At 56.1% G+C, this 12,509-nt stretch carries 12 protein-coding genes; 5 read left to right on the top strand and 7 right to left on the bottom strand.

Annotated elements, in window-relative coordinates; all coding sequences use genetic code 11:
* Positions 1-135: 135 nt before the first annotated feature.
* A complete protein-coding gene (gene sohB, locus ACTRWH_RS03385) occupies positions 136-1,200 on the top strand; it encodes a protease SohB (protein ID WP_036207487.1) in 1,065 nt (354 codons plus the stop codon).
* 24 nt (positions 1,201-1,224) lie between these two features.
* Positions 1,225-2,223 (top strand): acrylyl-CoA reductase family protein, encoded by a 999-nt coding sequence (locus tag ACTRWH_RS03390; protein WP_462825891.1) that lies wholly within the window; start codon positions 1,225-1,227, stop codon positions 2,221-2,223.
* 179 nt (positions 2,224-2,402) lie between these two features.
* Here ACTRWH_RS03390 and ACTRWH_RS03395 read toward each other — a convergent pair whose 3' ends face one another.
* From ACTRWH_RS03395 to metH, 4 genes are all read right to left on the bottom strand, one after another.
* The gene (locus ACTRWH_RS03395; protein ID WP_036207481.1) at positions 2,403-2,906 is read right to left on the bottom strand and encodes a DUF934 domain-containing protein; all 504 of its coding nucleotides are present in this window, start codon (positions 2,904-2,906) and stop codon (positions 2,403-2,405) included.
* The gene (locus ACTRWH_RS03400; RefSeq protein WP_036207478.1) at positions 2,899-4,551 is read right to left on the bottom strand and encodes a nitrite/sulfite reductase; all 1,653 of its coding nucleotides are present in this window, start codon (positions 4,549-4,551) and stop codon (positions 2,899-2,901) included. Before ACTRWH_RS03400 ends, ACTRWH_RS03395 begins: the two co-directional genes overlap by 8 nt.
* A 331-nt stretch (positions 4,552-4,882) precedes the next feature.
* Positions 4,883-5,149, bottom strand: a complete 267-nt coding sequence (locus ACTRWH_RS03405) for a DUF2970 domain-containing protein (RefSeq protein WP_036207475.1) — start codon at positions 5,147-5,149, stop codon at positions 4,883-4,885.
* A 42-nt stretch (positions 5,150-5,191) separates the two neighbouring features.
* Entirely contained in the window at positions 5,192-8,899 is a 3,708-nt protein-coding gene (metH, locus tag ACTRWH_RS03410; protein ID WP_036207472.1) for a methionine synthase, read from the bottom strand.
* 185 nt (positions 8,900-9,084) lie between these two features.
* Here metH and nfuA point away from each other — a divergent pair, with 185 nt between their 5' ends.
* From nfuA to ACTRWH_RS03425, 3 genes are all read left to right on the top strand, one after another.
* Positions 9,085-9,672 (top strand): Fe-S biogenesis protein NfuA, encoded by a 588-nt coding sequence (gene nfuA, locus ACTRWH_RS03415; protein WP_007152088.1) that lies wholly within the window; start codon positions 9,085-9,087, stop codon positions 9,670-9,672.
* A 314-nt stretch (positions 9,673-9,986) separates the two neighbouring features.
* Complete coding sequence (locus tag ACTRWH_RS03420) at positions 9,987-11,153, top strand: DUF445 domain-containing protein (protein ID WP_041336538.1); 1,167 nt, start codon at positions 9,987-9,989, stop codon at positions 11,151-11,153.
* 48 nt (positions 11,154-11,201) lie between these two features.
* On the top strand, positions 11,202-11,531 hold the full coding sequence (locus ACTRWH_RS03425) for a hypothetical protein (protein WP_075195785.1): 330 nt from the start codon (positions 11,202-11,204) through the stop codon (positions 11,529-11,531).
* Here ACTRWH_RS03425 and ACTRWH_RS03430 read toward each other — a convergent pair.
* From ACTRWH_RS03430 to ACTRWH_RS03440, 3 genes are read right to left on the bottom strand one after another with little or no spacing between them, the layout of a single operon-like run.
* On the bottom strand, positions 11,526-11,843 hold the full coding sequence (locus ACTRWH_RS03430; RefSeq protein ID WP_036207462.1) for a TusE/DsrC/DsvC family sulfur relay protein: 318 nt from the start codon (positions 11,841-11,843) through the stop codon (positions 11,526-11,528). The genes ACTRWH_RS03425 and ACTRWH_RS03430 overlap by 6 nt on opposite strands.
* Complete coding sequence (tusB, locus tag ACTRWH_RS03435) at positions 11,843-12,124, bottom strand: sulfurtransferase complex subunit TusB (RefSeq protein WP_091644655.1); 282 nt, start codon at positions 12,122-12,124, stop codon at positions 11,843-11,845. Before tusB ends, ACTRWH_RS03430 begins: the two co-directional genes overlap by 1 nt.
* A 32-nt stretch (positions 12,125-12,156) precedes the next feature.
* Entirely contained in the window at positions 12,157-12,507 is a 351-nt protein-coding gene (locus ACTRWH_RS03440; protein ID WP_036207456.1) for a DsrE family protein, read from the bottom strand.
* Between the last annotated feature and the right edge of the window lie 2 nt (positions 12,508-12,509).

A 12,509-nucleotide genomic window follows, 5' to 3' on the forward strand; every position in this document is an offset into this window, starting at 1 on the left:
TCGACTTTAGGGTTAGACATTACTGGTGTCAAGCTCGATCGAACGCTTGTTTTAATTTGTTATTGGTTCTATGGCTTGTACCTCAGGGCACCTCGGTTACAATCGAGCGCTCAAGAATAATCCTGGAGAAGCAACTTGGAATTTCTGACAGAGTTCGGTTTGTTTATTGCGAAAACGGTCACCCTCGTGGTGGCGCTTCTGGTCATTGTCTCAGTGGTTTTATCCGCTGCCCATAAAGACAAGGACGATCAGGGGAGTGACGGTGAGCTGCGGGTTCGCAAACTCAACGAGAAATACCGCAAGCTGAGGGAGTCACTTCAGGCCAAACTGCGCAGCGATTCAGAGCGCAAGGCTTTTGAAAAAGCCCGTAAAAAAGAAGACAAGGCCAAACAGAAAGCCGAGAAGGCCAAGCGCAAATCCGGTGATGCTGAGGAAAAACCCCGCCCCAAGGTGTACGTGCTGGACTTTGACGGCGATATCAAAGCCAGCGATACGGACTCTTTGCGCCGCTCGATCACAGCGGTGCTCAGCGTTGCGGAGCCCGAAACCGATGAAGTGGTGATACGTCTCGAAAGTGGCGGCGGCCTGGTTCACTCTTACGGACTCGCGGCTGCCCAGTTAGACCGTATTCGCGCCAAGGGTATCCGGCTTACGGCCTGCGTCGATAAAGTCGCCGCAAGCGGCGGTTACATGATGGCGTGCGTGGCTGACCGGATTGTCGCGTCGCCATTTGCGATTCTCGGGTCCATTGGTGTTGTTGCCCAACTGCCCAACTTCCATCGTTTCCTCAAGAAAAACGACGTCGACTTCGAAATTCTGACCGCTGGTGAGCACAAGCGCACCATGACCGTATTCGGCGAGAACACGGATAAAGGCAGAACCAAATTCCTTGAAGACCTTGAGGATACCCACGTGTTGTTCAAAGAGTACGTGGGTGAACGCCGTCCGGAACTGGATATTGCCGCCGTTGCAAACGGCGATATCTGGTTTGGCCGCCGCGCGCTGGAGGTCAAACTGGTGGACGAGATCAAGACCTCCGACGAATATCTCATTGAGGCCTGTGACAGTGCAGACGTAATCTCGGTAGGTTTCCAGCGCAAACGCACGTTGCCGGAAAAGCTTGGCCTGGCCACCAGCGCGGCACTTGAACACACCGTATGGCGGGTACTGGGCGCATTCCGCAACCAGAAAATCCAGTAAACCTACAGTAACGGGAACAGAGTCATGACAAACGACACCGAATTCAAGGCATGGCGCGTTCAGGAGCAGGACGGCGAATACGAGGGCTCTGAGCAGACGCTGCACGTATCCGATCTGCCCGAAAACGACGTCCTGATCAAAGTCAGTCATTCGTCCCTGAACTACAAGGATGCCTTGTCGGCCTCCGGCAACAAGGGCGTTACACGTAACTTCCCCCACACTCCAGGTATCGATGCCGCCGGGGAAGTCGTAGAAGCCTCCTCTGGCTCCTTTTCAGCCGGCGACCAGGTACTGGTAACCGGCTACGACCTGGGCATGAACACCGACGGCGGCTTCGGCGAATACATCCGGGTACCGGCCGAGTGGTGTGTGGCAATGCCCAAGGGCTGGAGCGCCCGCACCGCCATGATATACGGCACGGCCGGCCTTACGGCGGGTCTGTGTGTACAAAAACTATTGACCATGGGTGCTAGGCCAGAGCAGGGCAAAGTCGCCGTCAGTGGTGCCAGTGGCGCTGTGGGAAGCGTAGCGGTTGAGCTGCTTGCGAGCCTCGGCTTCGAAGTCGTGGCTATCAGTGGCAAACAAGATCATGCCGACGCTCTCAAAAACCTTGGTGCCGCGGAAGTGCTGGGGCGCGAAGCTCTGGCAGCCGAAAAGAAGCCAATGCTGAAGCCCGCCTATGCCAACGCCGTGGATACCGTTGGCGGTGGCCCACTGGCGGAATTGCTGAAGCAGATCCACCCAGGCGGGTCCGTTTCCTGCTGCGGTCTGGTCGCCGGGCCACAACTGGAAACCACCGTTCTGCCGTTTATCCTGCGGGGCAACAACCTGCTGGGCGTGGATTCGGTTGAAATTCCGCTGTCGGACAAACAGTCAGTCTGGGACAAATTTGCCGGTGACTGGGCGTGCAAAAAGACAGAAGCTTCGGCGCGGGACATCGGGCGTGGAGAGCTGGATGGCGCTTTGAAGGCGTTCCTGAAGGGGGAGTCATCCGGGAAGATTGTTCTCGACCATTCCAAGTAAGGAACGACGAGACCTCTCAGAGGCGGGCTTCTAAAAAAGTCCGCCAGAACGAAGAGGGAGCTGATTATCAAAACTGTGCGGAGCCATGGATGGCGGAGCCCAAGCCGAACAGGACGTCTTGAGGCGTGTTTTGGTAATCAGCTCCCTCTTTGTTCGTCTGGGGAGTAAAAGACTAAGAGTCAGGAAGCCCGACGACGAAACAACGGCTCATCCGTATCCGTTGCCGCCTGATACCCCTGGGTAAAGAAGTTCAGGCAACGAGCTGCCTTGTTGATATCCTTGTCGGCGCGCAGTACGTACGTGTCAAAACCGCACCGCTTCATAAACTGCAGCTGATCAAGAAGCACATCACCGACCGCACGAAGTTCGTTCCGGTAGCTCAGGCGCTCCCGAAGCAGCCGCGCGATACTGTAACCGCGGCCATCGCTGAACTTCGGAAAGTTCACCGCAATCACCGGCAGCTCATTGACCACGCCAGCCAGAATCTCCGGCTCATCATGGCTGTCGAGCCATACACCGATGTCATCACGGTCTTCAAAGTGCTCCTTGCCCGCCAACCAAAGATCGGCCGGAATCAGGGCAGGTTGCTCGGGAACATCCAGGGACTCCCCGTCTGCTGGCCTTGGCACAACAACCCAATCGTCCTGACGGATACTTCCGTCACTGGTGATCACATCAGGCATAAACCCGCTCCTTGAATGGCTCGATGCCAATACGGCGATAAGTATCCAGGAAAGGCTCTTCCTCGGTCCGGTTATCGACGTACACATTAATGATTTTCTGCATCACTTCCGGCATATCTTCCCGGGCAAAAGAGGGCCCGAGAATCTTGCCAATCGCGGCATCGTGATGGGAGGAGCCGCCCAGGCTGATCTGGTAGAACTCCTGACCCTTCTTGTCGACGCCAAGGACGCCAATGTTGCCCACATGGTGGTGACCACAGGCGTTCATGCAGCCGGAAATGTTCAAATCAATGTTGCCGATGTCGTACAGGTAGTCCATATCATCGAACTGGCGCTGAATGGACTCCGCCACGGGAATAGACTTCGCATTCGCCAGGGCGCAGTAATCGCCACCGGGGCAGCAGATAACATCGGTCAGCGTATTCAGGTTCGCCGTGGCAAAGTCCATCGGTGTGATCGCTTGCCACAGCTCAAACAGTTGGTCTTTCCGGACATCCGCCAGAACTACGTTCTGCTGATGAGTCACCCGTACTTCACCAAAGCTGTACTGGTCCGCCAGGTCGGCAATCTGTTCAAGTTGGCGATCACTGACATCACCCGGCGGCGTGCCGGTTTTCTTCATGGTCAGTGTCACAATGGCGTAGCCAGGGTTCTTGTGGGTATCCACGTTGTGGCTGATCCACTGATCAAACTCGCGGTTCTCGAATCGTTGGGTTGCCAAAGCGTCCTTCACATCCGGAACCTGCTGGTAGTCCGGCTCAGTGAAATACCCTTTGAACTGCTCAATGGCTTCCTGGGTCAGGCGAGTGGGAGAGTCCTTGATGTGGGACCATTCGTCTTCCACCTTCGCCGCAAAGCCTTCGGGCGTCAGGGCCTTCACCAGAATCTTGATGCGGGCCTTGAATTTGTTGTCCCGGCGACCGTAACGGTTGTAAACACGCAGCACGGCTTCAAGATATGTGAGCAGGTCCAGCTCCGGCAGGAAGTCACGGATAACCGGGCCTACCATCGGCGTACGTCCAAGACCGCCGCCCACGTGAACACGGAAGCCGAGTTCACCCTGATCATTGCGCACCATCTGCAGGCCGATATCATGCACCTGGATAGCAGCGCGGTCGGTATGTTCGGAGGCGTTGACGGCCACTTTGAATTTGCGCGGCAGAAAAGCGAATTCCGGGTGGAAGGTAGACCACTGGCGGATGATTTCGCAGTAAGGGCGCGGGTCGGTGATCTCGTCAGCCTGCACACCGGAAAACTGATCCGTGGTGGTGTTGCGAATGCAGTTGCCGCTGGTCTGGTTGGCGTGCATTTCCACTTCCGCCAACTCGGCCAGGATATCCGGTACGTCTTCGATTTCCGGCCAGTTGAGCTGAACGTTCTGGCGGGTTGTAAAGTGCGCATAACCTTTGTCATAGTCACGGGTTATGCGTGCCAGGCGGCGAAGCTGGGTAGAACGGAGCATTCCGTACGGAACCGCGATGCGCAACATCGGGGCAAGACGCTGTACATACAATCCGTTCTGAAGTCGCAGTGGAAGAAACTCGTCTTCGCTCAGCTCGCCAGCCAATGCTCTCTCGGTCTGGTCACGGAATTGTGCAACGCGCTCGGCAGCCATCTGCCGGTCGTGTTCGTCATAAACATACATAGTGGAACGTCCTGCTGAAACGCTGGAAATACGGCTTTAGTGCCATTTCTTGCGTGGGAGAATATCACCGTGTCATTATTCTTAAAATGATTATTTCCAAATATGTTTATCGACTAAGGTGATATAGAAAGCCAGATATTGCTGGACTGATTACAATTTCCCGCCTAGATTTAAAGAGGCGTGTGCGACAAAACAGATAATAACGACATAGCGAGGAAAGAGTATGAAGAAGACCGCGAGAACCGACAGTCAGGCCGACGCCGTTGCCGCCGTTTTACTGGTAATGCTGGTCGTTGCCTTCGCCGTAGTCTGGGTATCCGGGCAGTAATCGCTACTGGCCGGCAAGCACCAGCTTGACGACCACCACGAGGGTAACAACGAAGCCGACCGTAAACAGGATGCCGGCGATGATGTACGGCCAGGGACTGTGGCTTGAGAAATCCTCCTCACGGCGCTTGTCGGACTGAACGCCGAGTGCGCCGGCAAGGATGCTCTGCATCACCTTGAGAACCCCCGGTCCTGCCTTCGCTTTCTTTGCAGATTTGGCAGGCTCGGCAGGCTTGTCGGGTGATTGCTCGTTTTCGTGTTTATCCGTCATGCTTGGCTTCCGCTGGTGTGTGAAGGCGGACACCGGCGGTGATTATTCCGCCGGGTCGTACGCAAGGCTGGGCGCCAGCCATCGCTCTGCTTCGGCCTTGGATATTCCCTTTCGTGTTGCGTAGTCTTCAACCTGATCCACGCCAATCTTACCCACCGCAAAATACTTTGATTCGGGATGGGAGAAATACCATCCGGAAACCGCCGCAGTCGGGAACATGGCAAAGTGCTCGGTCAGTTCCAGTCCAGCGTTTGCCGGTGCGTCGAGCAGGTCGAACAGGGTGGCCTTCTCCGTGTGGTCCGGGCAGGCGGGATAGCCGGGCGCTGGCCGGATGCCCCGGTACCGTTCACGGATCAGGTCGTCATTTCTGAGTGCCTCGTCTTCGGCATAACCCCAGAATTCCTTCCGTACCCGTTCGTGCAGGTGCTCGGCAAAGGCTTCCGCAAGACGGTCCGCCAGGGCCTTGACCATGATGGCGTTGTAATCGTCGTTGCGATCCTTGAATTCCAGTGAAAACTCTTCCGCGCCGATGCCAGTGGTTACAGCAAAGCCGCCCACGTAATCCACGGGGCCGTCGCCTTCCGGCGCTACAAAATCCGACAACGTCATCATTGGCTTGCCCGGTGCCTTGTCATCCTGTTGGCGCAGATGGTGCAGGGTGGTGAGTTCCTTTTCCCGGGTTTCGTCGGTGTAGAGCACAATATCGTCGCCGCGACGGTTGGCAGGCCAGAAGCCGATCGCCGCCTTGGCGGAAACGCGTTTCTCGTCGATCATCTGCTGAAGGATTTTTTGACCGTCCTCAAACAGCGTTCTGGCGGCTTCACCGCGCTTTGGGTCATCGAAAATGGCGGGGTACTTGCCGGACATATCCCAGGAGATAAAGAAGGGCGTCCAGTCGATGTAGTCCACCAGTTGCTTCAAATCATAGGTTTCAAAGGACCGTACACCGGTGAAGGCTGGCTTCGGCGGCTGGTAGTCGTCGAACTGGATTTCCGGGGCGCGGGCTCGGGCCTCCTTCAATGAGACCAGTTTGGTACGTTCCCCGCGGTTTTTACGGCGTTCCCGAATTTCGTCGTACTCCGTGCGTGCACCGTCCACCAATGCGGGTTTGGCGGTCTTGCTCAGTAGCTGGGAGGCCACGTTCACGCAGCGCGAGGCATCGGATACATACAGAGCGATGTCGTTTTTGTACTGGGGTTCGATCTTTACCGCAGTGTGAGCCTTGGAAGTGGTGGCACCACCGATCATCAGCGGGATGTTGAAGTCCAGCCGCTGCATTTCCTTGGCAACGTGGACCATTTCATCCAGCGACGGCGTGATCAGGCCACTGAGGCCGATAATGTCGACGTTTTCCTTCTTTGCCACGTCAAGGATCTTGTCGCAGGGCACCATCACGCCGAGGTCGATGACCTCATAGTTGTTGCACTGCAACACCACACCCACGATGTTCTTGCCGATATCGTGTACGTCCCCTTTGACCGTCGCCATCAGGATTTTGCCCTTGGCTTGCTGATTGCCGGATTTCTCGGCCTCGATATAGGGAATCAGGTGGGCTACAGCCTGCTTCATAACGCGGGCGCTTTTGACCACCTGGGGCAGGAACATCTTGCCGTCGCCAAACAGGTCGCCAACCACGTTCATGCCGTCCATCAGCGGGCCTTCAATAACCTCGATCGGGCGGGCGGCGCGCTGCCGGCAGGCTTCGGTGTCTTCAATGATGTAGTTGGTTATACCCTTGACCAGGGCATGCTCCACCCGTTTCTCAACCGGCCACTCGCGCCAGGCCAGGTCTTCTTCCTGGGTCTTGCCGCCCTTGCTGCGATAGCGCTCGGCAATTTCCAGCAAGCGGTCGGTGCCGTCGTCACGGCGATTGAGCACCACGTCCTCAACCAACTCTTTCAGTTCCGGATCGATCTCGTCGTAGATCACGAGCTGGCCGGGGTTGACGATGCCCATGTTCATGCCGGCCTTGATGGCGTGGTACAGGAACACCGAGTGGATGGCTTCACGCACGGCATCGTTACCGCGGAACGAGAACGACACGTTGCTGACACCGCCGGAAATGGACGCATGGGGCAGGTTGTCGCGAATCCAGCGGCTGGCGTTGATGAAATCCACCGCGTAATTGTTGTGCTCCTCGATACCAGTGGCGATGGCGAAGATATTGGGGTCGAAAATGATATCGCCGGCGGTGAAGCCGATACCGACGAGGAGATCGTAGGAGCGCTTGCAGATCTCCGTTTTACGTTCAAAGGTATCCGCCTGGCCGTCCTCATCGAAGGCCATGACCACGACGGCGGCGCCGTAGCGCATGCAGTCACGGGCACGCTTGAGGAACTCATCCTCGCCTTCCTTCAGGCTGATGGAGTTCACCACTGCCTTGCCCTGTATGCAGCGCAGGCCGGCTTCGATGACCTCCCATTTGGAGGAATCAATCATGATCGGAACGCGGGAGATGTCGGGTTCCGAGGCGACCAGATTGAGGAACGTCACCATGACGTCCTTCGAATCCAGCATGCCCTCATCCATGTTGATGTCGATGATCTGGGCACCGTTTTCTACCTGGTCGCGGGCGACGCTGAGGGCCTCTTCGTACTGCTCCTCTTTGATCAGCCGCAGGAATCGCTTGGAGCCCGTCACGTTTGTGCGCTCACCCACGTTGATGAACAGGGTGTTCTCGTCACCCGTAAACGGTTCAAGGCCGGACAGCCTCAGCGCGGGTTTCTGCTCTGGTATCTTTCGTGGCGGGTATTTGGAAACCGCTTCCGCGATGGCTTCGATATGGTCCGGGCGTGAGCCACAGCAACCACCGATGATGTTCAGAAACCCGTCACGGGCAAAGCCTTCAATAATCTCCGCCATTTCTTCCGGCGTCTGGTCATACTCGCCGAATTCGTTCGGCAGCCCGGCATTGGGGTGGGCGCTGACGTAGGTCGTCGATTTATTGGCGAGCTCTTCCACGTAGGGGCGCAGGGCGTCGGCACCGAGGGCGCAGTTCAGACCGACTGAAACAGGCCTGGCGTGAGATACGGAATTCCAGAATGCCTCGGTGGTCTGGCCAGACAGGGTGCGGCCTGAAGCGTCGGTAATAGTGCCGGAAATCATGATTGGCAACTCAATACCACTGTCGATGAAGTACTGCTGGGTGGCGTAGATCGCAGCCTTGGCGTTCAGTGTATCGAAAATGGTTTCGATCAGGATAAGGTCAGAGCCGCCTTGAACAAGGCCTTCCACCGCTTCGTAATAATTGTCGACCAGGGTCTGGAAATCGACGTTGCGATACCCAGGGTTGTTAACATCCGGTGAAATGGATGCAGTGCGGGATGTCGGGCCAACCGCACCGGCCACGAAACGCGGCTTCTCCGGGTTGCGGGCGGTGAATTCGTCCGCAATCTGGCGCGCCAGTTTTGCCGCTTCAATATTCAATTCCTTCGCAATCGATTCGAGACCATAGTCGGCCTGCGACAGCTGGGTGGAGTTGAAGGTGTTGGTTTCAATAATGTCAGCGCCGGCGTCAAGATAGTCCGCGTGTATATTGCGGAGCAGGGCGGGCTGGGTCAGGTTCAAAAGGTCATTATTGCCCTGAACCTCACGGTCATAATCGGCAAACCGGTCGCCACGGAACGCTGCCTCGTCCAGTTTCAGGTTCTGGATCATGGTGCCCATGCCGCCATCAAGGACGATGATGCGTTCTTTCAGGGCGTTGCCAAGCTGTTCCAGGCGGTCCAGGCGAGCGTTGTGGTCGGTCATATCAATTACTTCCGGAAGTCGTTTTTGTCTCAATGGCGCGCGATCATAGCAAAAATGGCGGTTGTCGTCCCACGGCCTCATGATGTTGATCAATGGACCGATTAAAGTCTGACTATTTTACTTGGTCTTTCATGTTGCAGCGATCTCACTTAAAATGAAGGAACACTTTCAAACGGGTTGCAACTATGGCATTGGTTACGGTGACAGATCCCGCTCGGGATTACCTTGCACAACTTATCGAAAAACAGGATGTGGAGGGCATGGGTGTCCGTATTTTTGTAACCCAGCCCGGCACCAAGAACGCCGAGACCTGCCTTGCCTACTGCCCGCCGAACGAAATTGTACCGACGGACGAGCAGGTTGATCTGGGCAAGTTCACGCTGTTTCTTGATCACAATTCGGTGCCGTTCCTGGAAGAAGCCTTTGTGGACTACTCCAAGGACCAGATGGGCGGGCAGCTGACCATCAAAGCGCCTAACGCCAAGGTGCCCAACGTTGATGAGAACGCGCCCTTGCCAGATCGTATCCAGTATATCCTGGCGTCGGAAATCAATCCCAACCTCGCGGCTCATGGTGGCGAAGTGTCCCTGGTGGAAGTAGCCGAGGAATCCATTGCCGTCCTGCGATTTGGCGGGGGTTGCCAGGGTTGCAGCGCGGTGAGTCTCACACTGAAGCAGGGTGTTGAATCGACGTTGAAAGAGCGTGTTCCTGAGATAACGGCCGTTCGCGACGTTACCGATCATACCTACACAGAAAATGCTTACTATCAGTAAGATAAGGCATGTTCTAAAAGTATGACATGAAGCCGGCCGATGCCGGCTTTTTTGTTTTTGGTGCGGGTGTTTGTCAGTCGCGGTTTGTCAGTATCAGGTTTGTGAGTGCCATGAGTGCCGCGCTATCGTTGTTGCTGTGGCGGAACGGCCAATGTTGGATAATTCGATTTACCTCATTATCCGTCACATAATCTGAATCGAACGATGGGTAAGATACCCGTCATACAAAATTACGGCGCGTCCTCATCACCGTGCCCGCCAATCACACACTGGGGTTTGTCTTGGTTGATGTAGCACTTTTCTCTGTGCCACTCATGGCAGCTATTGTCGGCTGGTTTACCAATTGGCTGGCGATCCAGATGTCATTCAACCCCATCCAGTTTGTGGGTATTGGCGTTATTGGCTGGCAGGGAGTGATTCCCCGCAAGGCCGAGAAAATGGCCCACATCTGTATTGACCGCACCCTGCAGCAGTTTGGTGATCTGAACGCCGTCTACCAGCAGCTGGAACCACAACGAATTGTTGAACAGGTGATTTCCCAGGTGAATCCCCGCATGGACGAATACATTGACGAAGTGATGTATGACATCCAACCGGTGCTCTGGGACAACCTCCCGCTGTTCATGAAGAATCGCATCTATCGGTGGGGGCGGGAACAGCTCCCGTCGAGGATAGAGTCCCTGGTGGAGGATTTCGGGGATGACCTCAATGATCTCGTTGACCTGAAGGCTTTGCTGAGCCGGGAGCTGAAAACCCATCCGGACCTGATGAATCGGATTTTCATGGAAGCGGGCTCAGTCGAGCTACGGTCGGTTATCAATCGAGGGGCGATCATTGGCGGCCTGCTGGGTGCCTTGTTGGCCCCCGCCTGGGTGCGCTACCCCGAACCATGGCTGTTGCCGGTTGGCGGCTTTGCAGTGGGGTTCCTGACCAACTGGATTGCCATCAACCTGATTTTTCGCCCGCTAAAACCCCGGCGCTTCCTGTTTTGGCGTTTGCAGGGTCTGTTCCTGCAGCGTCAGCCGGAGATCAGCGACGTATGGGCAAGGTTGGTGGCGGAGGAACTGATCACCGTTGAGAAAGTGGCTGACGCCATGATCAACGGTAACCGTGGGGATCGCACGCGGGCGATCATCCAGAAGCATCTGAGGCCACTGCTGGACAACTCGATGGTCATGAAGCTCGGCGCCCAGGTTACTGTTGGTATGACCGGGTACACGGAACTTAAAAAAGCCATGAACCATAAGGCGGTGCTGGCCACCCGTGATGTCTTCGGGGACCCGGCATTCAACCGAGAGAGGGCACCGGTGGTGGCCGGGGTGCTGGCCGGGCAGATGAAGTCGCTGGCGCCGGCTGAGTTTCAGGATATCCTGCGGCCGGCATTTCGAGAGGAAGAGATTCAGCTCATGCTGGTTGGGGGAATATTGGGTTCCCTGGCGGGTGCGCTTCAGTTTTTGATCATGAGCAACGTATTGAACTAGGCGCCTGGGACACGGTTCCCTGCGTAATGAGCTGACCAGGAGGGCAGTATGGAATTTGGATGGGCAGTCGCGATACAGGCCCTGGTAACAGGATGCGTCGTACTTTCAGTGCTGGCAGGCTTCTGGTTCGGCATTGTGCGACCACATCTTGATCGCAAGGTGGCGGAGCTTATCGACGCGTCGCGGGAGATAGAGCCCAGAGTCAGGCAGGGTGTACGGGAAGGCGTGGAAGAAACTCTTCGGGAGCTGCCGGAGAGTACGGTGAAAGAATCTACCCGCCAGTTCCTCCGGTTCGGTTCGGGGCTGTTCGAAAACGGCCTCAGTAGCTTTCTGGGAGAGGTATCTGACCCCGGTCGAAAGCCCCGAAACGATTCATAGACAATTCGTCGGCCTTGGCAGACCTGCTATGCGGCAGGCTGTTTTGGCCGGTGTACCGGGAAAGAGCTGCATCAGGTAAATGCTGTTGCCTTTCTCTTCGTTAAACGCCTCCCTGACCGCTTTTACAAACAGCCTGTTTGAAGGTGGTGATATTTCATGTTGTTTGTAAAATTCCCTCAGGAATTCGATGATTTCCCAGTGATTATCGGTTAACTCAATATTGTCGTCCGCCGCAATGTCACGGGCCACGTCAGGTGACCACGTCCAGGCGTCTTCCAGGAACCCTTCGTTGTTTCTCGTTGGAATCGTCATTACCAGCTGATCACTCTGGTTGCCTCGGTGGTCAGGGCCACCATTGTGTCAAAATCAATCGATTGTACGTCAAGTCCATCGACGGCGATGGCCCTGGCCTGCAGGTCAGGGGCCAGCGCATAAACGGTACCCTTCAGCGTTGCTTCACGGTCCGCCAGGGCAAGCACACCTGATTCCGTCAGCAACAGGCCATCCTGGTCTGTGATGCTCGACAGGCACGCTACAAACGCCGGGTGATCCGGCCGTTTGTTGACGATGTGCAGGGTATGGATGGTTGCCATCAATGCGCTCTCCGGGTGTTTGGGTTGCCTGCTCAGCTCAGGTTGACCACGTGGGCGTAGTGTTCGAGCAGTTCGGCACACAGATCTGTCGTGGTAATGCCCGGCATCATATTCTCTTCGTTGAGGCCATACCGCTTACAGGCCTTGTGATCAGCCATCAGGGCGGAAACGCCAAAAATGGGCGCGGCTGACAGGTTCTTCTCCACCGATTTCTGCTGCACGGCGTCCGCCTGTTGGGCCTTGCGAAGCCAGTTAACGCCCTCTCCGGTGAACAGCAACGTCACCGGCTGGTCGAACGCGGCCAGGGAAAAGGCCATGTCCAGCGACTCACGGCCCGTCCAGTCGCAATACGGCGCGCGGCTAATGATCACCAACGTCTCCATAC

It is taken from the genome of Marinobacter sp. G5_S1_61_S3 (assembly GCF_054968585.1).